Here is a 20,165-nt window from a genome sequence, read left to right on the forward strand (position 1 = left end):
CCTTGGGGCGGCGTTTTTCTTGGGGGGATATTTAATCGCCCGCCAGAATGTAACCAGCAAATCTTTCAACGCTGATACGCCATCATTTTTACTGCACGTCAGTCTAAATTGGCGGATTAATTTAAAGCCAACATCTAGAGCACTTTATTTACCTACAGTGGTGGGTATGCTGAATATGCACCCTATGCGGGAATGCATTTACTAATTTGATATTTCAAAAATAACTATTTCGAGGATCGTGTTGTCAGCCTTTTGGAAGTTATTGCGAGTCGCGAGGTTCGCGATTGTGTCAGCCTTTTTAATACTATCGCTGGCGCTAAACGTTGCATTTTTCGCGAGTGAGGCGTTGCTCACTTTTGCCTCTGGCATGGCAAGCTCTATCACTGGGACACGATCTCTCATAACTAGGCAGGCCGACGATATTGCTAGACTACAAACTGACTTGGACGCTGAACGCCGGATAAACCGAGAGCTTCGCCAAGAGGCAACCGAGAATGCTTCAGAACTCGCCGTCGAGCGTGCCGCAAGGCGAGAAGTGAGAGCGGAGTTGACCCAAACAACTTCGGAATTGGCGGAAAGCCGAATTCTGCGCGCACAGTTGCAGGATGCTACTGCGGATACCGCCGAGCGTATGGCTAAGCGTGCTCAGCGGGCGTCGATCAGGGAAATCTCAACAATGCCGGCAGAGGCGGTACCATTCTGGGGTACTGCTGTCATTGTTTCGGCATCTGCGCTTGAGATATATGATCTTTGCCAAAATTTGATCGATATCCATGATCTGCAACTGATGTTCGATCAAGATGCCATTCCAAGTGAGGAACAGTTGACAGTCTGCAGTCTAGAGGTTCCCTCGAAAGACGACGTCTGGGAGGCTGCCAGATCGGCGCCTGGGGATGTTTGGTTGGCCGCCAAAGAGGCCATGCCAACCGCAGAAACATTTCAAAATCTAGAAATGCCGGATTTTGATTGGTCTGCCATCGGCTCGGCCATCGTTGAGCGGCCACAACAGTGGGGTGCCGCCGCAAGGAGTGCAGCTGGAGAGAAATGGGGGCAAGTCAAAGATTGGTGGGCTTCCGATTGAGGGTCTGTGCCAAGTAATGCGGCACAAAGGCAAAGGCAGCGACGCTTGACCTGCCTGTGCTTGCCTCTAAGTTGCCAGCGATACCCGAAGGAGGCTCTATGGCCGGACAGTCGCGGGCGCGCACCACGCCGCCGTTTTCCCGTTTTGAATGGCTGATCGCCTGGCGCTACATCCGCGCTCGCCGTGCAGAGGGCGGGGTGAGTGTGATGACATGGATTTCGCTGGTGGGCATCGCGCTGGCCGTGTTCGCGCTGGTCACCACGCTGTCGATCCGTTCGGGTTTCCGCACCGATTTCGTGAATACGATCCTTGGCGCCAATGCCCATGTGACGGTCTACCAGGCCGGCGCTGTGGACGAGGCGGGCAATGTCAGCCGCGTGATCGAAGGGGGCGGCGAGGATATGGCCGCAGCGATCCGCGAGGTGGACGGTGTCACCCGCGCAGCCCCTATCGTCAAAGGGCAGGTCATGGCGAACTTCCGTCAGGCCAACGCGGGCGTCGAGGTGTTTGGCATTTCCGAGGCCGATCTGAACTCCATCCCGCTCATCGCCAATCCCGAAGAAGCCTTTGGCGATATTGCCGATTTCGAGCAGGGCATTGCCATCGGTTCGGGCGTGGCGCGCGAGTTAGGGCTGGCGATTGGCGACAAGGTCAAGCTGATCTCCCCCAACGGGACCCGCACCGCGTTTGGCACCAGTCCGCGTGTGTCGACCTATGATGTGGTCTACGTCTTTACCGCTGGGCGTTGGGATATCGACCGCACCCGCGTCTACCTGCCGCTCGAAGCCGCGCAGTTGTTCTTTAACAAGGATGGCGTCGTGGACGAGATCGAGGTCATGGTCGAGGACCCCGACAATCTGGACGGGCTGCTTGGTCCGATCACGCAGGCCGCAGGGGAACGTTCGCTTGTCTGGACGTGGAAGGACAGTTCGGGTGCTTATCTGCGGGCGCTGACGGTCGAGGACAACGTGATGTTCGTCCTCCTGTCGATCCTCGTGCTGATTGCTTCGCTCAACATCATCTCCGGCCTCATCATGCTGGTGAAAAACAAGGGTGGGGATATCGGCATCCTGCGCACAATGGGCCTCAGCGAAGGGTCGATCCTGCGCGTGTTCTTCATCTGCGGGGCAGGGATCGGCACTGTCGGGACGCTTGCTGGGGTGATCCTGGGCGTGCTCTTCACCATCTACATCGACCCGATTTTCAGCCTTGTGAACTATGTCTCGGGCGGCGGCGTCTGGGACCCGTCGATCCGCGGGCTCTATCATCTGCCTGCCGAGCTGCGCATCTCCAACATCCTGTCGGCGATGCTGCTGTCGCTGGGTCTGTCGTGGACCGTCACCATCGTGCCCGCCCGCCGCGCGGCCCGTATGAACCCTGTGGAGGCGCTGCGCTATGAATGACATCCTCAATCTGACCGGCGTCACCAAGGGCTACAACCACGGCAAACCGAACGAAGTGCAGGTGCTGCGCGGCATCGACCTGACCATCGGGGCGGGGGAGGTCGTCGCCCTCGTCGCGCCCTCCGGTGCGGGTAAATCAACGCTCCTGCATATCGCGGGGCTGCTCGACACGCCCGACAACGGCACCGTCAGCATCGCGGGAGAGGACGTCACGGGCCTGCCCGACCGTCGCCGCACAGCAATCCGCCGCGCCGATGTGGGCTTCGTCTACCAGTTCCACCACCTGCTGCCCGAGTTCACCGCGCTCGAAAACATCGTCCTTCCGCAGCTGGCGAACGGCGTGCCCCAGCGCGAGGCCGAGGCCCGCGCCAAAGACCTTTTGGCCCGCGTGGGCGTCGCTGACCGCGCCAGCCATCGTCCCTCCGCGCTCTCGGGCGGCCAGCAGCAGCGTGTGGCTTTCTGCCGTGCGCTCGCCAACGGGCCGCGCCTCCTCCTTGCGGACGAGCCGACGGGCAACCTCGACACGGTCACGTCGGATCAGGTGTTCGATGCCCTGATGGAGCTGGTACGCGACACGGGCATGTCCGCTCTCATCGCGACGCATAACCTCGAACTGGCCGCGCGGATGGACCGCACGGTGCGGCTCGACGCGGGGCTGGTTACGCCCGCTGTGCCAGCGTAAGGCCGAGCACCATGAGCGCCAGACCGCCCGCCCGCAACAGGTTCAGCGGGCGGACCTGCGCACCGAGCAGGCCGAAGTGGTCGATCACCGCCGCCGAGACCATCTGCCCAAGCAGCACCAAGAAGATCGCGTTGCCCACGCCGATCTTGGGCGCGATCCACGTCACTGACAGCACGTAGAACGCCACGAATAGCCCCGCCGCAAACAGGTGCTTGGGCGCGGAGGCCAGTTTGCCGAACCCTTCGGTCCCCGTCATCAGCGTCACGATCACCGCCACGCAGAACGCCACGATGAACAGCACCGTGGCCGCAGCGGCGGGCGATCCGATGTGGCGGCCAAGTGCCGCATTCAGCGCCGCAAGCAGAGGTATGCCGATACCGGCCAGAAACATGATGAGATAATTGCCGGCCATGGGGTCCTCCGCCTTTGGGGCGAGATAATCATATGGACGCGGGGCACGCAAAGGGGGATGATAGGGCAAAAGTCACGAGGTCAGCAGTCATGTTCCGCACCATCCCCTTCGCCGCGCTTATCGCCCTGTCCGCTTGCAATATGACCCAAGAGGTCGACGGCAGCGAACTCTTTGCCGCCAACTGTTCGGGCTGTCACGGCACCGACGGGAAGGGCAACGCCGATATGGCCATCGCACTCGGCCGCAACATCCCCGACCTGACCCATATCGCCGCCCGCAACGGAGGCACCTTCGACCACGACGCCGTCATGAGCCAGATCGACGGCCTCCACCGCAAGGAAGGCAGCCCGATGCCCGAATTCGGAGACGACGACCTCGGCCCCATCGTCATGGTCGGCTCCACGCCCATTCCGGCTGAACTTCTGGCCCTGTCAGGGTATCTGGAGAGTATTCAGGAGTGAGCGTTTTGCGCCCTGCTACCTGCTATTAACTTTCGCTCAACGTCATTTCGCTAGTTTCACGTCAGACCGAAATATGGGCTGACGATGAAAAACGCTTTTCTAATTTTGATTGTTGTGACGCTCGCGTCATGCAGCGGTTCTACCCTGCCTTACAGCGGCATAGAGCCGGTCGAGGTAGCGCTCGATGGTTCAACTTTCCATGTGTACCGAAAAGGAGAGGACGTCGAAGTGGTCCGTACTGGAGCCAGCGGCATTTGGAGTCTTCAGCAAGTGGCGGGTCTAACGGCGCAGGCCGTTTACCTAACGACAAACTGCCGAATAGCGGAGGGCACGCTGAGCGGCGATGCAGCCGTTCAGCATGCCCGATTGAACTGCTGAGCTTTACTGCGCTGCACGTTCTTTCAACGTCACACGAATATTCGGATAACCGAACTCGTCGTTGTTCGGGTCAATTTGCGCTGCTGCAACTGCACCGATAATGATCGCACCGAGTAAGCCCGTGCCAGCTGCGGAATTGCTACGCTGGGATGCCGTAATATTGTAGCTGTCGACTGTAGCCGAGCCGCTAAACTCTCCGGTTTCGCAACGAACAAAAATCGAAGGCGAATCCGGGCCGTAGTTCGGTACGCCGACGTTTGCAGGCGTCAGAATGGTGGCTTTGTAGAGCCCGGAATCGACGTTACACTGAACGTTGCTCACTTCTCGGCTTCCATTGCCATCGACATTGCCGAATGCGCGTACTTCGACGGTGTCTTGACCACGGAAGCGAGGAACGGGGTTTCCTGCCGCGCGTGCGCGTGCATAAACGTCAATGCCCATCGCATCGCGGGCGTTGTTCGGAGTTACGAGCACCGGCGGGGTCTCGATGTCCATGGTAGTGCAGGCAGAAAGTGCGACGGCGGCTGCCAAAACGGCGAAAGTTGCTTTCACGTGATGTCCCTTAAGTTGAATAGTCGGGACTTCATCTTTTCGTGAACAGGTTTAGTCAACTCATTCTTGGGTTGAATTTTTGACAACTTCCGTTGTTGCAACAAATACCTCACACATCCAACTCTTCAACGAATTTGGCGTTCTCCTGAATGTACTGGAAACGCATCTCCGGTTTTTTGCCCATGAGGCGGTCGACGAGGTCTCCGGTTTCGCCCGGTTCGTCCTCGTCGATGGTGACGCGGATGAGTTTGCGGGAGGCGGGGTCCATCGTGGTGTCTTTGAGGTCCTTGGCGTCCATTTCGCCCAGACCCTTGAAGCGCTGCACGTCGATCTTGCCTTTGCCGCCAAGTCCCTTGGCCAGCCATTCGTCCTTTTCCGCATCATTGGACACATAGAGGCGCTTGGCCCCTTGGGTCAGGCGGTAGAGCGGCGGGCAGGCGAGGTAGAGGTGCCCTTGGTCGATCAGCGGGCGCATCTGGGTAAAGAAGAACGTCATCAGCAGCGCCGCAATGTGCGCACCGTCGACGTCCGCATCGGTCATGATGATGATCTTGTCGTAGCGTAGGTCATCGACGTTGAATTTGGTGCCGAGGCTCACGCCCAGCGCCTGTGACAGATCGCTGATTTCTTGGTTCGAGCTAAGCTTGTTCGACGCCGCACCCAGCACGTTCAGGATCTTACCGCGGAGCGGCAGCAGCGCTTGGGTCTTGCGGTCGCGGGCCATCTTGGCCGAACCGCCCGCCGAGTCGCCCTCGACGATGAACAGTTCGGTGCCCTCGCGGCTCGTGGCCGAACAGTCGACCAGCTTGCCGGGGAGGCGGAGTTTTTTGGTCGCGGTCTTGCGTGCGGTTTCCTTCTCCTGTTTGCGTCGCAGGCGCTCTTCGGCGCGCAGCACAAGGAAGTCGAGGATCGCGCCCGCCGATTTGGTGTCCGCTGCCAGCCAGTTGTCGAAGTGGTCGCGCACGGACTGCTCGACCCATTTGGTGGCTTCCTCGGTAGAGAGGCGGTCCTTGGTCTGACCCACGAACGAAGGCTCGCGGATAAAGATCGACAGCAGCGCGCAGCCGCCCGTGAGCATGTCGTCACGGGTAATCAGCGCAGCTTTCTTGTTGTTGATCAGCTCGCCGTAAGCACGGATGCCGCGCAGCAGGGCGGTCCAGAAACCCGCTTCGTGCGTGCCGCCTTCGGGGGTCGGAACGGTGTTGGTGTAGGACTGGATGAAACCGTCGCGGGACGGTGTCCAGTTGATCGCCCATTCGACCGATCCTGGGATGCCGAATTTCTCTTCAAAGCTGACCTTGCCGCTGAAAGGCCGGTCCGAATAGGTCGACATGCCCGTGAGAACCTCGTTGAGGTAATCGGACAGGCCGTTGGGGAAGTGGAAAGTGGCCTCGGTCGGAGTCTCGCCATCGTCGATCGCGGACTTCCAGCGGATTTCGACGCCCGAGAACAGATAGGCCTTCGAGCGGGCCATCTTGAACAGGCGCGCCGGTTTCAGCTTGAGCGAGCCGAAGATTTCCTCGTCAGGGTGGAAGGTGACGGTCGTGCCGCGACGGTTCGGTGCCGCGCCGATCACCTGAATGGGGCCGAGCGGCTTACCGCGGCAGAACCGCTGTTCATGCAGTTCCTTGTTTCGGGCCACCTGAACGATCAGAACGTCCGACAGCGCGTTCACAACCGAAGAACCCACGCCGTTCAGACCGCCCGAGGTCGAATAGGCCTTGTTCGAGAACTTACCGCCTGCGTGCAGAACGGTGAGAATGACCTCCAGCGCCGACTTGCCCGGAAACTTGGGGTGGGGGTCCACAGGCATCCCGCGTCCGTTATCGCGCACCGTGACCGAATAGTCGGCGTTCAGCTCGACTTCGATCCTGTTGGCGTGACCAGCCACCGCTTCGTCCATGGAGTTGTCGAGGATCTCGGCCACCATATGGTGCAGCGCCCGTTCGTCGGTGCCGCCGATGTACATCCCTGGACGCTTGCGGACTGGCTCCAGCCCTTCAAGCACCTCGATGGAGGATGCATCGTAATCGGACGGCTCGGAGCCGGATAGAAGATCGTCGGACATGTCACTGCTCTCTTTGTATTGTTATATTTTGGCCGAAGCGGGCGTGATCAGCAACCACAAGCGTCGCGTTATCCCCAACCTTGGCTTGCGGGACTCATTTCGTTGTGAGACGCTGCTCGCATAAGTTGGTTTGGTGGTAACGATGTCTCGTGGTGTTATGGTTCTTGAACGCCCTCCCGAGGGTGCGCGTATTCTGGCGACGAAAGAGCATCTGAATTACTTCGATGTGCGCGGCGTCCCCCTTCCCAGAGAGATGACAGCCTTTGAGGCTTGGCAAGATGTGCTGTCGCGCCCGCTCTTCGGGATGAAGACCGCGTTCTGGGTCCGCGACAGGATCAGCGCGCTCTTCGGCGTCCAAAAGATCGGCGGTTTCTCCAGCCAGTATCGCCACGCCCCCACCAAAGGCGAAAAGCTCGACTTCTTCGTGGTGGAGGATATCGACAACGAGCGCCTGATCCTTGTGCAGCGCGACCGCCACCTCGACGTCATGACCGCCATCACCACCAGCGGCGGTATCATGGCGGTAACCTCCAGCGTCCTGACACACAACCTTTTTGGCAAACTGTACATGCTTCCCGTGGGCATCGCGCACCGCCATATCGTCAATTCGCTTTTGCGCAGGGTCGCCTGAGCCTTGAACTCGGCCCCGCGCTGGCTAACCTCCCTGTCAAGGCACAGGAGGACCCCATGCGCATTTTCATGACCGGCGGCAGCGGCAAGGCTGGCAAATACACCGTCGACCATCTGATTTCACTCGGCCACGAGGTGACTAACGCGGACCTCGTGCCGCTGGACCACCCTAAGGTCCGTAACCTCAAGGTCGATCTGACGGACGCAGGGCAGGTGCTCAACGCCCTCCACGCCTTCGCCGATTTCAGCGAACTGGAGCCCGGAACGGGCGTGCCGCAATACGACGCCATCGTCCACTTCGCCGCCGTGCCCCGCATCCTGCTGGTCCCGGATAACGAGACCTACAAGGACAATGTCCAGAGCACTTACAACGTGCTTGATGCGGCCGCGAAGTACGGCATCAAAAAGGTGATCTTCGCCAGTTCCGAAACCACCTACGCGGTCTGCTTCTGGGACGGCCACAAACAGCCCGACTACATCCCCGTGGACGAAGACCACCCCACCGTCCCGCAGGACAGCTACGCCATGTCCAAGGTGGTGAACGAGGCCACCGCCCGCAGCTTCCAAGCGCGCACCGGCGCCGATATCTACGGCCTTCGGATCAACAACGTGATCGAGCCGCACGAATACGCGGAAAACTTCCCCGCCTACGTCGAGGACGCCTCGCTCCGCCGCCGCAACATCTTCGCCTATATCGACGCCCGCGATCTGGCGCATATGGTCGAATGCTGCCTGAACACCGACGGCCTCGGCTATGAGGTCTTCAACGTCTCGAACGACGACAGCTCGGTCGGCATGCCCAGCGAAGAGGTGATCTCCACCTTCTACGAAGGCATCCCGCAAAAGGCCGAGATCACAGGCCATGACACCTTCTACAGCAATGAAAAAGCCAAGCGTATGCTCGGCTTCTCGGCCCCGTCGCGCTGGCGCTGATCTTCATTCTGGCGAAAATACCTTCGGGGGTGCGGGGGCAGACAGCCCCCGCGTCTTCAATCCGCTTCCCGCTCGCCGATCTTGCGCGCCATCTGCAAAATCGCCGTCATCACCGGTGTCTGCGGATCACGTGCGGCGGCAATCATGCCCAGCGTGTGCCCCTTGCGCGGCTCGTCGAGCGGCACCCGTACCAGCGTCTTTCCCGCACTTAGGAACCCCGCCAGTCTGTGCGGCAGAATGGTAATCCAGTCGCCCGTTTCCACATGGGCGACCAGCACCACTGTTGAATTGCTCTCGATCGTCGGCTGCGGCACCACGCCCGCTTCGGCGAGGTTCTGGTTGATGATCCGGCGGTTCTGCATGTCCTGCGTCAGCAGGCAAAGCGGCGCGCCCGCCAGTTCGTGCCAGCCGACGGAAGCGCGCTCCGCCATGGGCGAATTCGCGTTGCACACCACCGAATAGCGCTCGCGGTACATCGGCACGCTCGTGACTTTGCCGAGCGGTTCGTTGTCGAGGTAGGTCACACCCCCGTCGATCTCGAGGTTTTCCAGCATCGTCAGGATCTCCGCCGAGGTCCGCGACAGGATCGTGAACCGCACACCGGGGTGTTCCTTCGCAAAGGCCGAGGTCAGTTCAGCCACCATTGTCAGTGCTGTCGGCACCGCTGCCAGCCGCACGTTCCCCGAAAGCCCTTCGCGCACCGCCCGCATCTCGTCCTTCATCGTGCGCACATCGCCGACGATGGACCTTGCCCACTCCAGCACCCGCGCGCCCTCAGGCGTCAGGCCGCCATAGCGCGACCCCCGCCAGACAAGCTGCACGCCGAGTTGTGTCTCCAACTGCTTGATCCCTGCTGAAAGGCTCGGCTGCGTAATACCAAGGCTCTCCGCCGCGCGGCCAAAGTGGCTCTCGCGGGCGAGCGCAATGAACATTTCCAGCTTGTCGATCACGCGCAGGCCACCGACAGCAGAACATCGGTCATCGGCTTGAAGGTTTCGAATTCCGCCATCAGCAGGTCCGCGATTTCATCCGTCGGTTCGATCTTCTTCGTGGCGATCACCGACTTCATCCGCAGCATCCGCGCATTCTCATGCTCCTTCGGATAGCCGCGCGGGATGCGCACCAGTTCCGGCTCGCGGAACTCATATCCCTCGGCCTCAATCCGCTCCGCCGCGCCCATCATCCGTTTCGCGTCGAGGTCGCAGAACTTCCGCCAGTCATCCAGCACCTCTTTCCCCATCCCGAGCATCCCTCCGCCGCAGCGGATATAGTCGGGCTCGATCCCGAAGAAGAACGCCACAGGCTCACGCCCCACATTCACCTGCCAGAGCATGTGCATTTAAGGCTTATACGGCGTCTTATCTTTGGAAAAACGGGTGTCGCGATAGGGGCGGAACAGCTTGGTCGTGACCTCTTCGTCCATCAGGTCTGCAAGGCGCGGTTGCACATCCTCCAGCAGTTTTTTCGCCCCCGGTTTCAGGACGTTGTCATAGGTCGTGCGATTTTCTTCCCACCACGGCTTTTCATTGTTCGCCGCAAGGTTGCGGAAAAAGGTTTGTGCGGTATTGATGAACCCAGCGTCCACGTCGGTCTCCGATTTCGCGATCCCCGCACAGTCCGGTCTGTTTTTGACTGTCTGGACGAAAATTTTGGTACAGCGTAAGGCTGCTTTATGAGTCGAATTGTTCCTTCTTGGCGAGATGATTTCAAGCCGCTGATCAGGCTGGGCCTGCCGCTTATCGGGACCTCTGTCATGGGGTTCCTGATGGTGATGATCGATTCCCTGATGCTGGGGTGGTACAACGTCACTTCGCTGGCGGCTGCCTCCATTTCGGGGTCGTATTTCTTTATCCTGTTCACGCTTGGCGCGGGCGTCGGCTATGCCGTGATGCCCATCGTTGCAGCCGCTTCGGCTGTGAAGGACGAAATCCGCGTGCGCCGCGTCACTCGCATGGCCTTCTGGTGGGCACTGGTATTCTTCGCTCTGGCGTTCCCGCTCTTCTTCTACTCGGGCAATATCCTGCTGCTGATGGGGCAGGAGGAACAGATCGCGGCTGAGGGCCAGATGTATCTCCGCATCATGTGGATCACGCTACTGCCCGCGATGCTCGCCAACGTGCTGCGCTCGTTCCTGTCCGCGCTCGACCGTACCGCCGTGCTGGTCTGGTCGACGATCGCGGCCGTCGCGCTCAACGGCGTGGTCAATTACCTGCTGATCTTCGGCAACTACGGCTTCCCCGAGCTGGGTATCCGCGGCGCGGCGATTGCCTCGTGCTCCGTCCAGACGCTGATGATGGTGATCATGGCGGTCTACGCTAACTGGCGCTTGCCGGCCTATCACCTTTACCAGCGCCTGTGGAAACCCGACCGCGAGGTGTTCTTCGAGATCGCCCGCCTTGGTTTCCCCATCGGTCTGACCTCCGTGGCCGAGGTCGGTCTGTTCTCTGCCGCTGCGGTCATGATGGGCTGGATCGGTGAGGTCGAACTGGCCGCCCACGGCATCGCCCTGCAACTGGCCGGTCTGACCTTCATGTTCCACATCGGCATGAGCCAGGCTGCCACCATCCGCTGCGGTGCCAAATATGCCCACAAGGACGAGGTCGGACTACGCCGCACCGCCTATGCCTCGCTCACTATCGCGCTGGCTTTTGCCGTCTGCGTTGTGACCATGTTCCTGACCGTGCCGTCGCATCTGGTGGGCATTTTCATCGACCCCGCCGACCCGCGTGCGGATGCCGTGATCGCGTCCGGCGTCGCGCTGGTCTACCTCGCCGCGCTGTTCCAGTTCGTGGACGCGGGGCAGGTGACGGCCATCGGCGTGCTGCGCGGTGTGCAGGATACCAACGTGCCCATGTGGCTGGCGACCGTCAGCTACTGGATCATCGGTCTGCCCGCGAGTTACGTCATGGGCTTCATCTTCGGTTGGCAGCAGACAGGCATCTGGCTCGGACTGACCGTCGGCCTCGGCGCGGCAGCGGTGTCGCTCATGATCCGCTTCTGGACCAAGTCGGTAAAGATCGGTGAAACCGTGGTGGCGGAGCCGGTTTAAAGCCGGTCCGCTTTCTTCCTGACAAGCACAGTACGCAGGTCGTGCATCGCGAGCAAAAGCTCGTCGGTGAACTGTTCCAGTTGCTCCGGCGTCGCCTTTGACTGCGCCCACTGGGTCGTCAGGTTCAGGTGGTCGATGGCGCGGTGGATATCGTCGATGTCCCGCTTGGCGAGCGTTTCCACCCGCGCGGCCATCCAGTCCTTGATCGCTTTGAGGTCCGCCTCGCTCAGCTCGCGGTCGCCCTGCGGCTTGATCTCGCCATTCTTGACGTTGATCACCGCGATTTGGTCCATCTCGATCCGGCGCTGACGGTTCTGGGTGTCGACACGGAAAACGCTGGCACCGTTTTCGCGAACGCGGAAGTAGTATTCGGGCAGTTCGGTCATGCGCGTCCCTAGGGCTTTCCGTTTCTCCGCCCATACTTAGCAGTCGCAGGGGCGGAGAAAAAGTCTTTCGATACGTGCAGTGCGCGAGGTCAGTTCAACTCTGCACAGAATGCCTGAATGCGGGTGCAGGCGTCCTTGAGCACCTCGTCCGCCGTGGCATAGCTAACGCGGAAGTTCGGAGAGAGGCCGAAGGCCGCGCCGAATACTACCGCCACGCCGTGCTCTTCCAAGAGAGCGGTCGCGAACGCTTCGTCCGAGTCGATCAGGGTGCCGGCCTTCGACGTCTTGCCGATGCAGGCCGAGATGTCGGGGTACACGTAGAACGCACCCTCGGGCACGGGGCAGGTGACGCCTGTCGCAGCGTTCAGCATTCCCACGACCAGATCGCGGCGACGCTGGAACACGGCCTTGTTGCCTTCGATAAAGTCCTGCGGCCCGTTCAGCGCTTCGACCGCTGCGGCCTGCGAGATCGAACAGGGGTTCGACGTAGACTGCGACTGCACCTTTGCCATTGCCTTGATCAGTTGCACCGGACCCGCGCCATAGCCGATCCGCCAGCCTGTCATCGCGTAGGCTTTGGACACGCCGTTGACGGTGAGCGTGCGGTCATAAAGCTGCGGCTCGACCTCGGCAGGGGTGGCAAAAACGAAGTCGTCGAACACGAGGTGCTCGTACATATCGTCGGTCATCACCCAGACATGCGGATGGCGCATCAGCACATCGGTGAGCGCCTTCACCTCGTCGCGGGTATAGCCCGCGCCCGTCGGGTTCGACGGCGAGTTGAACAGGAACCACTTGGTTTTCGGCGTGATCGCGGCCTCAAGTTGCTCTGGCGTCAGTTTGAAACGGTTCTCCAGCGTTGCCTCGACCACGACAGGGGTGCCGCCAGCCAACAGCACCATATCCGGATAGGACACCCAGTAAGGCGCAGGGATGATCACCTCGTCACCGGGATTCAGGGTCGCCATGAACGCGTTGTAGAGGATCTGCTTGCCGCCCGTGCCGACAGTCACCTGCGACGGCTCGTAGGACAGGCCGTTCTCGCGCTGGAACTTGGCGCAGATCGCCTGCTTCAGCGCGGGCGTGCCGTCCACGGCGGTGTATTTCGTCTGGCCCGCGTTGATGGCGGCGATCGCAGCATCCTTGATGTTCTGCGGCGTGTCGAAATCGGGCTCGCCTGCGGACAGGCCGATCACGTCGCGCCCGGCTGCTTTGAGCTCTAGCGCCTTGGTGGTCATGGCGATGGTCGGCGACGGTTTTACGCGATCAAGCGTCTTGGAAAGCAAAGACATATTGGCCCCTCCGGTGGTCATCTCGGGCTGGGCGGTTATATTGAGGCCCAGTAACCCGATCAAGCGGCAAGGAGCGCAGATGGAAAAGACGACTGAATGGTTCAGCGATGAACAGGCCACCTTCGGGGATCGCCTCGCTGGAGCACGTGAGGCCGCCGGCCTGACGCAAGAGGGACTATCCGAGAAGCTCGGTGTGGAACTCGAAACCGTGATCGAATGGGAAGACGACCTGCGCGAGCCGCGCGCCAACCGCGTGCAGACGCTGTCGGGTATGCTCGGCGTGTCGATCGGCTGGCTGCTGACCGGCGAAGGCGAAGGCATTTCGGAACCGTCGGATAACGACGAACTTGACGTGGCGCCGCAAGTGGCAGACATCCTCGGTGAAATCCGTGCCATGCGGGCACAGATGCGCCAGAATGTGGAACAGCTCGGAAAGCTCGAGAAGAAACTGCGCCGCACCATGATCGAGGTTCAAGCCACCGAATGACAGAGACCCGTGAAATCAGGATCAAACGCCTGAAAATGCGTTCCATGCGTCGCGGCATCAAGGAGATGGACCTCATCCTCTCCGACTATGCGGACCGCGAACTGGTGAATATGTCCGACGCCGAGCTAGACCTTTACGAGGTCATGCTCGAAGAAAGCGATCTGGAGATGTTCAAGTGGGTGAACGGTCAGGAACCGGCTCCCGAACGCTATTCGGCCCTGATTTCGCGTATCACGCAGGGCGCTCACGGACTGACCGCCCCGCGTACCTAAGTTTTTCGGAAAAACTGCATTTCGTTTACGATATGTTCTTCTTCTGGTTCTTATTCTGTTCTCAGATAGCCGAAAGAGGAGACGGCCAAGATGAGCCTCCATTCCGAACTCGGGGTCCAGAAGGATAATACCCTTACAAACGCGCAGAATGCGGTTTTCATGCACAACTACCTCGAGGCGCTGACGCTGGTCGAAAGACTGCACCGTCTGCTCCTCGATGTGATCAAGGACGAATTCGAACGCCTCGGCATCATCGAGGTAAACCCCGTCCAGGCCTTGCTGCTTTTCAACGTCGGCACGAACGAAGTCACCGCCGGAGAGCTGAAATCCCGCGGGTACTATCAAGGCTCCAACGTCAGCTACAATCTCAAGAAACTGGTGACGCTGGGCTACATGCACCACAACAAATGCGTGGTCGACCGCCGTGCGGTGCGGGTGAGCCTGACCGAAAAGGGCCGCCGTATCCACGAGATCGTCGCCAAGCTCTTCGAGCGTCATTCTCAGGGTCTACAAGATCGCGGTGTCGTCAGCCTCGACGGGATGGAGCATATCACCGCTTCGCTCCGCCGCATCGAACGCTACTGGGGCGACCAGATCCGCTACATCTACTGAAGCGCGCCCAGCGCGAGGCTACGGACCTCGCGCAGCAGCTTGCGCTGCATCGCGGCCTCATAGTCGTCGAAACTGCTGGCGGTCTCCACAAACCGCTGCGGCCCGCGGATAACGTTCGTTTTCCAGTAACTGACAAGCTCGTCATCGTTATCCGCGCCTAGCACGACCAGCCCGTTAACGGTCATATCGAACCGTTCGGGAATGTCCTGAGGGCGGGGGCCGTTGTTGTTCTGCCCGTCGCCCGAAAGATCGAGCGTGTGACGCCAGCACTGCGGCTGCTGGTCCATCAGCGCCTCACCCGTAAGGATAGCGGAGCCGATGGCCGTGGTCACATCCGACGGCGCGGTGTTCGTCGCCTCCAGCGTGGCGGCCACATCCGCGATGGCAGCGGCAGAGTTCAGTTCGGTCCACGGCACCAGCAGCCTTACAGCTTCAGGGCCGCTCCACTGATACACCGCCAGCCGGATCGGCGCGAAGGTGTCGGACAGGATCGCCTCGCTGACTTCCTGCGAGGTCAGCGCGCCCGCCAGCCCGTCCAGTTGCAGGCGGTATTCGGACGGGTCCACGGAGCCCGACACGTCAAGACCGAGCGCCAGCGCTTGCCGGCACTCGGACAGGGCAGGGGACGCCGCAAACAGCGCGGCGACCAAGGTCAGCTTACCAGTGACCGACATTTTCCATGCTTGCCCACGGCTCCGCCGGCGCCAGCGAGTCGCCCGCTTGCAGCAGCTCGATCGAGATATTGTCGGGCGAACGCACGAACGCCATGTGACCGTCGCGCGGCGGACGGTTGATGGTGACGCCGTTGTCCATCAGCAGCTGGCAGGTCTCGTAAATGTTGTCCACGCTGTAGGCGAGGTGGCCGAAATGGCGGCTGTCCGAGGGCAGTCCGTCATCACCGTCCCAGTTATAGGTCAGTTCGACAGGGCATTCTTCCTGTCCTTCGGGCGCCATGAAAATAAGGCTGAAACGGCCGCCTTCGTTGTCGATACGGCGGGTTTCCTTGAGGCCCAGCAGTTTGAAAAAGTCCATCGTCTTTTCCAGATCCTTAACGCGGACCATGGTGTGCAGATAGCGAAGGGTCATTTGAAATTCCTTTCCTTTGCGAGTGGCAACCTAGCAGGCGATCCACCCTTTGCCAGTCAGAAAGAGGACTCGATCCCGACCCCGACGCTGAGCTCTTCGGTCTCGTGGAGCGCGACGTTGCTGTTGTTCCGGCTGGCTTGCAGGTTCAGCACGGGGTGGAAACCGTAGAGGTCCAACGCAGGCAGCCCCGCCGAGACCGTCAGTGTGTCTCGGTTGTCATCGCGGCCATCCGGCGCGAGGAAATTCGCCCCGTAGGCCCGCCAGTCGTGGCGGTAGCTGAACGCTATATCCATTCCTGCGACGGGCTCGCTCAGGTCGAATGCCAACCCGACGGATTGCGCATCGACGCTGCGCGAGGCTGACGCGGACACCGTGTCCTTCACCTCCGCCCAGACGGTCAAGCGGCCCATGTCGGTCGGGTGACGCAGCGCGGTGTGCAGGCTCCACGTCGCGGCCTCGACGTCGTCGGACAGGTAGGTCGTCCAGTCGCGGCCCAGCTTGGCGGACACCACGTTTTCGCCCATCCGCCAGCCGCGGGTCAACGATACCGACTGGAAACTGGTGAACGGATCGCCGCCGTAGGTCGAATAGCCCAGCGTGCCGTCCAGCGCATAGTCGACCTCGCCCATGCGCCAGTTGTGGATCAGGCTGCCGGACACTTGGCGGTGCGCATAATCACTGCCGGATTTGCTGGGTGCTGCGCTTTGCGCTTCGTCCGAAAGGGCGACCGCCGTGCCTCCGAAGGTCAGCTTGGCGGTCGTCGCGCTGGTGCGGTCAGCTTCCAGCCTGTAGCCCAAGCTGACCCGCGCCGAAGCGACAGTGCCAGATAGCGCCTGCGCGTCTGCGCTGAGTGGCGCGTCAAACGGCATTCCGGGGATGGCGATGGTGCTCTCGGAAGAGCCGTTGTTGACGTTGCTCGACGGCGAAATCGCAAGGTCCAGCTTCAGCGAAAGCGGATTGCGCTGCCTGACAAAACGGTAGTCCTCGGCCAGCTGCTCGACCTTGTTTTCAGGCGCCAACGCCCGCGCACGCCGCAGCCAGAACTGCGCCCGTGTCGGATGATCCAGCCGCGCATGGGCGAGGGCGATCAGGCGCGCGGCCTGAAACTTCACTTCGTCATTCTCGGAAAGCCCGAACGCGGTCGAGGCATGGTCCAGCGATACCGCGAATTCACCCATGGCCGAGGCCGCCTCGGCGCGCAGCAGATGGGCGGAGATATCACCGGGGTCGCGGACAAGCAGGCCCTCGGTTAGCAGCACCGTGTCCTGCGGGTAGCCGTTCGCCAGCGCCCGCGCCGCCAGATCGCGGGCTTCCAGCGGCGAAAGCGTCTGCTCCGCCGCTGCTACAGGTGCCGCGAGCGCCAGAAACGCCGCGACAATAATTGCGTTATTCAAAGTCACGGTAGACGATGAAACCGCCGGTTTCCTGCCAGCCGATATCGAGGTTGGCCGAGTTCTCCAAGACCAGCACGCCGACAATCTCGCCGCCGTCGTTCGGGTCGGTCGCATCACCCGCCATGATGGCGTAGTAGGTGCCTTCCTCGTAGGTCTCGCCGTCGATGGCGTTGATTACTGTGCCGGTGACCTCACCGTTGGCGTCCATGGTCACATCGCTCGCGATCACACGGTAGAAGTTCGGCATTTCGATATCGGTGACGATGTCGCCGTTTTCATCAAATGCTTCGCGGTTGGTGATCGTCAAACCCACCGTCGGGCCTTCACCGAAACCTTCGAAGTCGATCGAAACCTGAGCGTCCGCACGGGTGTAGTTGATGCCGGTCGTGCCGTCGAACACGCGCATGCCGCCGTAGTTGCCGTTGAACACGGCCTGCCCGTCGGTCGGGATGACGACGGACCCTTCGCGCTGGTAGACAAAGCCGCCAAAGCCGTAGCCCACATAGCCGCCCGTCCGCACAATCGCGAATGAGCTCCGCGGGCGTCCGTTGGCGGTGTTCGGGGACATGCCGACCACAGCGCGGTAACGGCTGATCTGCGTGACGTCGTCGCCGGTGATATCGTCGCTCACCGTGGTGTCGGCTTCATAGATGGCATAGCCGCCGATCGAGCCGATCCGTGTGTTGCGTTCGTAAACATCGTCACCGTCAAAGGCGAGGCCGCGGATCGTCAGTTCGTCGTTTTCGGCGTCGTAGCTGAAATTACGCGCATGACCGCCGCTGCCGTCGTCTTCGGAGCTCTGCGGCTCATAGCGGAAGATGCGGTATTCGGCGGTTGGTTCTTCGGTGCCTGGGGGCAGGGATGTGCCGTCGGTTTCCAGACCGCCTTCTTCCCCTGTCTCTTCCTCGACAACTTCTTCTTCTTCTTCTTCTTCTACAACCTCTTCAACGACCTCTTCTTCGACGTCGAACAAGGGCTGGCCGCCCCCGCATGCAGAGAGGAGCGCAAGAAATGCGCAAGTCGTGAGTAAGCGGGACATGACCGGACCTGTGTTTTTGATTGGCTGCTCTTTTTTCAAACATTCATCGTGGAACGTCAGTTCTGTCAACCGCAACGGATATGGTTGGTGTCTGATTGTATCAAAGCAGCCACTCAAAGGGGGTGTCCTGCTAATTGGCCCGATGGCGCCAAAGGCAGTTGTCGCCCTTCGCCTTTGAAGGTTAAAAAGCCTGCGAAGCCAGAGGAGTCATCATGCCCATTACGCCCGAACAGGAAGCCGAAGTCGCCGAACTGCGCGCCGAAACCCGTCAGACGCTCCGCGCCGTGTCGGAGGGCATGGAAAAGCACCTCTACACCATCAAGCCGGTGCTCGATCACGGTTTCATCCGCGTTGTCGACTACATGGGAGACGATGCCGCGATCTGTCAGGCCGCCCGCGTGTCCTATGGTCGTGGTACCAAGTCGGTGAAAAACGACGAGGGCCTGATCCGCTATCTGATGCGTCACTGGCACTCGAGCCCGTTCGAGATGTGCGAGATCAAACTCCACGTCAAACTGCCCGTTTTCGTCGCCCGCCAGTGGATCCGTCATCGCACCGCGAACGTCAACGAATACTCGGGCCGCTACTCGATCCTCGACCGTGAATTCTACATCCCGCAGCCCGAAGTGCTCGCCGCGCAGTCGGTGGTGAACAACCAAGGCCGCGGTGAAGTGCTGCAAGGCGAAGAGGCAGAGCGTGTGCTCGAATACCTCAAGGCCGACGCCGCCCGCGCTTACGACCACTACGAAGAGATGATCAGCCAGGACGGCCAGCAGGGCCTCGCCCGCGAACTGGCCCGCATGAACCTGCCCGCAAACATCTATACCCAGTGGTACTGGAAAGTGGACCTGCACAACCTGCTGCACTTCCTGCGCCTGCGCGCGGACAGCCACGCCCAGTACGAAATCCGGGTCTATGCTGAAGAGCTGTGCAAAGTGGTCGCCGATTGGGTGCCCGCAGCCTACGGCGCGTTCGAAGACTACCGCATGGGCGGCGCCACTCTGTCGGAAAAGGCGCTAGGCTGCATTCGTGCGATGCTGAAAGGTGAAGAAGTCACGCAGGAAACCAGCGGCATGTCCGTCGGTGAATGGCGTGAGTTCCAGCAAGTGCTGGAAGGCTGATTTTTGCGACGCTGCTGCCGGTCCTTTCAGATCGGCAGTTCGCCCTGTTTAACGAAGGATGGACGCGGTCGTGAAAGCCACCGCGTCACCGAAAATCAGTCCATCTTGGTCAGGTTGCCGGCCATCTGGCGACCGTCGCGACCCTCGATCAGTTCGAACTCGATTTTCTGGTTGTCGGCAAGGCCGGTCATGCCGGAACGTTCCACTGCCGAAATATGTACAAACACATCTTTGCCGCCCCCATCGGGTGCGATAAATCCGTAGCCTTTAGTCGTATTGAACCATTTCACGGTGCCAGTCGGCATCCTAGTACTCCTTTGTTTAGTCTCTCCCAAATTCGGAAGAACGCGACACCACAAGATGCCCCAGCACAGGCACGTCGAAGGGTCACGCAATAAAAAGACTAACACGATTCTAGAAAACTCAAATGACAACCTTGCAGGTATCGGAAATTCCGTTCCACATGCCGAAAACGGAGGCACAATGAAGGTATTTTCCCTTTCAACATGCGACACTTGTCGCAAAGCGGTCCGCGAAATGACCGAAGCGGGCCTAACCGTGGACGTCACCGACATCCGCAAGGACGGCATGTCCGCCGAGGAGATCGGACAGATCGTTTCCGCTTTCGGTGACAAAGCGGTCAACAAGGCGTCGGCCACGTGGCGCAACCTCTCGGACGAGGAAAAAGCCCGCGACCCGGCTGAACTGATCGCCGACAATCCCACCGTGATGAAGCGGCCCGTCATCGTCAAAGACGGTCTGCTGTTCCAAGGCTGGACCGCAAAGACAAAGGCCGAAGTACTCGGCTAACGAAAAAGGCCCGCCAG

24 protein-coding genes and 1 pseudogene are annotated in these 20,165 nt (G+C 60.4%); 13 read left to right on the plus strand and 12 right to left on the minus strand.

The features are described from left to right. Positions 1-442: 442 nt before the first annotated feature. From IF204_RS01755 to IF204_RS01765, 3 genes are all read left to right on the plus strand, one after another. Complete coding sequence (locus IF204_RS01755) at positions 443-1,081, plus strand: hypothetical protein (RefSeq protein WP_194094171.1); 639 nt, start codon at positions 443-445, stop codon at positions 1,079-1,081. Between the two features lie 98 nt (positions 1,082-1,179). Further along, positions 1,180-2,484: an ABC transporter permease gene (locus IF204_RS01760; protein ID WP_194094173.1), complete on the plus strand. Its 1,305-nt coding sequence runs from the start codon at positions 1,180-1,182 to the stop codon at positions 2,482-2,484. Further along, complete coding sequence (locus tag IF204_RS01765) at positions 2,477-3,166, plus strand: ABC transporter ATP-binding protein (RefSeq protein WP_194094175.1); 690 nt, start codon at positions 2,477-2,479, stop codon at positions 3,164-3,166. Before IF204_RS01760 ends, IF204_RS01765 begins: the two co-directional genes overlap by 8 nt. Here the strand turns inward: IF204_RS01765 and IF204_RS01770 are convergent. After that, positions 3,144-3,578 carry a DMT family transporter gene (locus tag IF204_RS01770; protein WP_194094177.1) on the minus strand — a complete coding sequence of 145 codons (435 nt, stop codon included), beginning with the start codon at positions 3,576-3,578 and terminating at the stop codon, positions 3,144-3,146. The two genes, IF204_RS01765 and IF204_RS01770, sit on opposite strands and share 23 nt — an antisense overlap. Positions 3,579-3,667: 89 nt before the next feature. Here IF204_RS01770 and IF204_RS01775 point away from each other — a divergent pair, with 89 nt between their 5' ends. After that, a complete protein-coding gene (locus IF204_RS01775) occupies positions 3,668-4,039 on the plus strand; it encodes a c-type cytochrome (RefSeq protein WP_194094179.1) in 372 nt (123 codons plus the stop codon). Positions 4,040-4,123: 84 nt separating this feature from the next. Beyond that, entirely contained in the window at positions 4,124-4,417 is a 294-nt protein-coding gene (locus IF204_RS01780) for a hypothetical protein (protein ID WP_194094181.1), read from the plus strand. Between the two features lie 3 nt (positions 4,418-4,420). On the opposite strand, the gene IF204_RS01785 is transcribed toward IF204_RS01780, so the two are convergent. Further along, on the minus strand, positions 4,421-4,969 hold the full coding sequence (locus tag IF204_RS01785) for a hypothetical protein (RefSeq protein ID WP_194094183.1): 549 nt from the start codon (positions 4,967-4,969) through the stop codon (positions 4,421-4,423). A 109-nt stretch (positions 4,970-5,078) separates the two neighbouring features. Further along, positions 5,079-7,037: a DNA topoisomerase IV subunit B gene (gene parE / locus IF204_RS01790; RefSeq protein WP_194094185.1), complete on the minus strand. Its 1,959-nt coding sequence runs from the start codon at positions 7,035-7,037 to the stop codon at positions 5,079-5,081. 142 nt (positions 7,038-7,179) lie between these two features. Here parE and IF204_RS01795 point away from each other — a divergent pair, with 142 nt between their 5' ends. Further along, positions 7,180-7,668, plus strand: a complete 489-nt coding sequence (locus IF204_RS01795; RefSeq protein WP_228069018.1) for a DUF2867 domain-containing protein — start codon at positions 7,180-7,182, stop codon at positions 7,666-7,668. Between the two features lie 56 nt (positions 7,669-7,724). Beyond that, on the plus strand, positions 7,725-8,600 hold the full coding sequence (locus IF204_RS01800) for an NAD-dependent epimerase/dehydratase family protein (RefSeq protein ID WP_194094187.1): 876 nt from the start codon (positions 7,725-7,727) through the stop codon (positions 8,598-8,600). Between the two features lie 56 nt (positions 8,601-8,656). On the opposite strand, the gene IF204_RS01805 is transcribed toward IF204_RS01800, so the two are convergent. Then, positions 8,657-9,550: a LysR family transcriptional regulator gene (locus IF204_RS01805; protein WP_194094189.1), complete on the minus strand. Its 894-nt coding sequence runs from the start codon at positions 9,548-9,550 to the stop codon at positions 8,657-8,659. Continuing rightward, a pseudogene (locus tag IF204_RS20030) lies at positions 9,547-10,185 on the minus strand (DUF2461 domain-containing protein). The gene IF204_RS01805 and the pseudogene IF204_RS20030 overlap by 4 nt, the downstream one beginning before the upstream one ends. A gap of 87 nt (positions 10,186-10,272) precedes the next feature. Between IF204_RS20030 and IF204_RS01820 the strand changes: the two are divergent. After that, positions 10,273-11,649 (plus strand): MATE family efflux transporter, encoded by a 1,377-nt coding sequence (locus IF204_RS01820; protein WP_194094194.1) that lies wholly within the window; start codon positions 10,273-10,275, stop codon positions 11,647-11,649. Here IF204_RS01820 and IF204_RS01825 read toward each other — a convergent pair. Together IF204_RS01825 and IF204_RS01830 are read right to left on the minus strand one after the other, a co-directional pair. Beyond that, positions 11,646-12,035, minus strand: a complete 390-nt coding sequence (locus IF204_RS01825) for a hypothetical protein (protein ID WP_194094196.1) — start codon at positions 12,033-12,035, stop codon at positions 11,646-11,648. The two genes, IF204_RS01820 and IF204_RS01825, sit on opposite strands and share 4 nt — an antisense overlap. Positions 12,036-12,124: 89 nt before the next feature. Then, entirely contained in the window at positions 12,125-13,327 is a 1,203-nt protein-coding gene (locus IF204_RS01830) for a pyridoxal phosphate-dependent aminotransferase (RefSeq protein WP_194094198.1), read from the minus strand. Positions 13,328-13,406: 79 nt separating this feature from the next. On the opposite strand from IF204_RS01830, the gene IF204_RS01835 reads away from it, so the two are divergent. The 3 genes from IF204_RS01835 to IF204_RS01845 all read left to right on the plus strand — a co-directional run bounded on the left by IF204_RS01835 (position 13,407) and on the right by IF204_RS01845 (position 14,698). Further along, on the plus strand, positions 13,407-13,814 hold the full coding sequence (locus IF204_RS01835) for a helix-turn-helix domain-containing protein (RefSeq protein ID WP_194094200.1): 408 nt from the start codon (positions 13,407-13,409) through the stop codon (positions 13,812-13,814). Beyond that, positions 13,811-14,086, plus strand: coding sequence for a succinate dehydrogenase assembly factor 2 (locus tag IF204_RS01840; RefSeq protein WP_167637665.1), 276 nt, complete (start codon positions 13,811-13,813; stop codon positions 14,084-14,086). The genes IF204_RS01835 and IF204_RS01840 overlap by 4 nt, the downstream gene beginning before the upstream one ends. Positions 14,087-14,176: 90 nt before the next feature. Next, complete coding sequence (locus tag IF204_RS01845) at positions 14,177-14,698, plus strand: MarR family winged helix-turn-helix transcriptional regulator (RefSeq protein ID WP_194094202.1); 522 nt, start codon at positions 14,177-14,179, stop codon at positions 14,696-14,698. On the opposite strand, the gene IF204_RS01850 is transcribed toward IF204_RS01845, so the two are convergent. From IF204_RS01850 to IF204_RS01865, 4 genes are read right to left on the minus strand one after another with little or no spacing between them, the layout of a single operon-like run. Next, positions 14,692-15,372, minus strand: a complete 681-nt coding sequence (locus IF204_RS01850; RefSeq protein WP_194094204.1) for a DUF1194 domain-containing protein — start codon at positions 15,370-15,372, stop codon at positions 14,692-14,694. The genes IF204_RS01845 and IF204_RS01850 overlap by 7 nt on opposite strands. Then, the gene (locus IF204_RS01855; RefSeq protein ID WP_194094206.1) at positions 15,356-15,784 is read right to left on the minus strand and encodes a VOC family protein; all 429 of its coding nucleotides are present in this window, start codon (positions 15,782-15,784) and stop codon (positions 15,356-15,358) included. The genes IF204_RS01850 and IF204_RS01855 overlap by 17 nt, the downstream gene beginning before the upstream one ends. A gap of 56 nt (positions 15,785-15,840) precedes the next feature. Further along, positions 15,841-17,184, minus strand: coding sequence for a tetratricopeptide repeat protein (locus IF204_RS01860; RefSeq protein ID WP_194094208.1), 1,344 nt, complete (start codon positions 17,182-17,184; stop codon positions 15,841-15,843). After that, entirely contained in the window at positions 17,171-18,151 is a 981-nt protein-coding gene (locus tag IF204_RS01865; protein WP_194094210.1) for a hypothetical protein, read from the minus strand. The genes IF204_RS01860 and IF204_RS01865 overlap by 14 nt, the downstream gene beginning before the upstream one ends. Before the next feature lie 278 nt (positions 18,152-18,429). On the opposite strand from IF204_RS01865, the gene thyX reads away from it, so the two are divergent. After that, complete coding sequence (gene thyX, locus IF204_RS01870; protein ID WP_194094212.1) at positions 18,430-19,338, plus strand: FAD-dependent thymidylate synthase; 909 nt, start codon at positions 18,430-18,432, stop codon at positions 19,336-19,338. 95 nt (positions 19,339-19,433) lie between these two features. Here thyX and IF204_RS01875 read toward each other — a convergent pair whose 3' ends face one another. Next, the gene (locus tag IF204_RS01875; protein ID WP_167637672.1) at positions 19,434-19,643 is read right to left on the minus strand and encodes a cold-shock protein; all 210 of its coding nucleotides are present in this window, start codon (positions 19,641-19,643) and stop codon (positions 19,434-19,436) included. Positions 19,644-19,821: 178 nt separating this feature from the next. Here IF204_RS01875 and IF204_RS01880 point away from each other — a divergent pair, with 178 nt between their 5' ends. Then, positions 19,822-20,148, plus strand: coding sequence for an arsenate reductase family protein (locus IF204_RS01880; RefSeq protein ID WP_194094213.1), 327 nt, complete (start codon positions 19,822-19,824; stop codon positions 20,146-20,148). The last annotated feature ends 17 nt before the right edge of the window (positions 20,149-20,165 follow it).

Origin of the sequence: Marivivens aquimaris (genome assembly GCF_015220045.1) — a bacterium.
Lineage (GTDB): Bacteria > Pseudomonadota > Alphaproteobacteria > Rhodobacterales > Rhodobacteraceae > Marivivens > Marivivens aquimaris.

What these genes read in the sequence shown, in the direction of transcription:
- IF204_RS01830 (WP_194094198.1), bottom strand. Translation starts at nt 13,327, where the DNA reads ATGTCTTTGCTTTCCAAGACGCTTGATCGCGTAAAACCGTCGCCGACC.
- IF204_RS01880 (WP_194094213.1), top strand. Translation starts at nt 19,822, where the DNA reads ATGAAGGTATTTTCCCTTTCAACATGCGACACTTGTCGCAAAGCGGTC.
- IF204_RS01855 (WP_194094206.1), bottom strand. Translation starts at nt 15,784, where the DNA reads ATGACCCTTCGCTATCTGCACACCATGGTCCGCGTTAAGGATCTGGAA.
- IF204_RS01875 (WP_167637672.1), bottom strand. Translation starts at nt 19,643, where the DNA reads ATGCCGACTGGCACCGTGAAATGGTTCAATACGACTAAAGGCTACGGA.
- thyX (WP_194094212.1), top strand. Translation starts at nt 18,430, where the DNA reads ATGCCCATTACGCCCGAACAGGAAGCCGAAGTCGCCGAACTGCGCGCC.
- IF204_RS01845 (WP_194094202.1), top strand. Translation starts at nt 14,177, where the DNA reads ATGAGCCTCCATTCCGAACTCGGGGTCCAGAAGGATAATACCCTTACA.
- IF204_RS01765 (WP_194094175.1), top strand. Translation starts at nt 2,477, where the DNA reads ATGAATGACATCCTCAATCTGACCGGCGTCACCAAGGGCTACAACCAC.
- IF204_RS01795 (WP_228069018.1), top strand. Translation starts at nt 7,180, where the DNA reads ATGTCTCGTGGTGTTATGGTTCTTGAACGCCCTCCCGAGGGTGCGCGT.
- IF204_RS01825 (WP_194094196.1), bottom strand. Translation starts at nt 12,035, where the DNA reads ATGACCGAACTGCCCGAATACTACTTCCGCGTTCGCGAAAACGGTGCC.
- parE (WP_194094185.1), bottom strand. Translation starts at nt 7,037, where the DNA reads ATGTCCGACGATCTTCTATCCGGCTCCGAGCCGTCCGATTACGATGCA.
- IF204_RS01780 (WP_194094181.1), top strand. Translation starts at nt 4,124, where the DNA reads ATGAAAAACGCTTTTCTAATTTTGATTGTTGTGACGCTCGCGTCATGC.
- IF204_RS01820 (WP_194094194.1), top strand. Translation starts at nt 10,273, where the DNA reads ATGAGTCGAATTGTTCCTTCTTGGCGAGATGATTTCAAGCCGCTGATC.
- IF204_RS01835 (WP_194094200.1), top strand. Translation starts at nt 13,407, where the DNA reads ATGGAAAAGACGACTGAATGGTTCAGCGATGAACAGGCCACCTTCGGG.
- IF204_RS01800 (WP_194094187.1), top strand. Translation starts at nt 7,725, where the DNA reads ATGCGCATTTTCATGACCGGCGGCAGCGGCAAGGCTGGCAAATACACC.
- IF204_RS01840 (WP_167637665.1), top strand. Translation starts at nt 13,811, where the DNA reads ATGACAGAGACCCGTGAAATCAGGATCAAACGCCTGAAAATGCGTTCC.
- IF204_RS01850 (WP_194094204.1), bottom strand. Translation starts at nt 15,372, where the DNA reads ATGTCGGTCACTGGTAAGCTGACCTTGGTCGCCGCGCTGTTTGCGGCG.
- IF204_RS01770 (WP_194094177.1), bottom strand. Translation starts at nt 3,578, where the DNA reads ATGGCCGGCAATTATCTCATCATGTTTCTGGCCGGTATCGGCATACCT.
- IF204_RS01775 (WP_194094179.1), top strand. Translation starts at nt 3,668, where the DNA reads ATGTTCCGCACCATCCCCTTCGCCGCGCTTATCGCCCTGTCCGCTTGC.
- IF204_RS01760 (WP_194094173.1), top strand. Translation starts at nt 1,180, where the DNA reads ATGGCCGGACAGTCGCGGGCGCGCACCACGCCGCCGTTTTCCCGTTTT.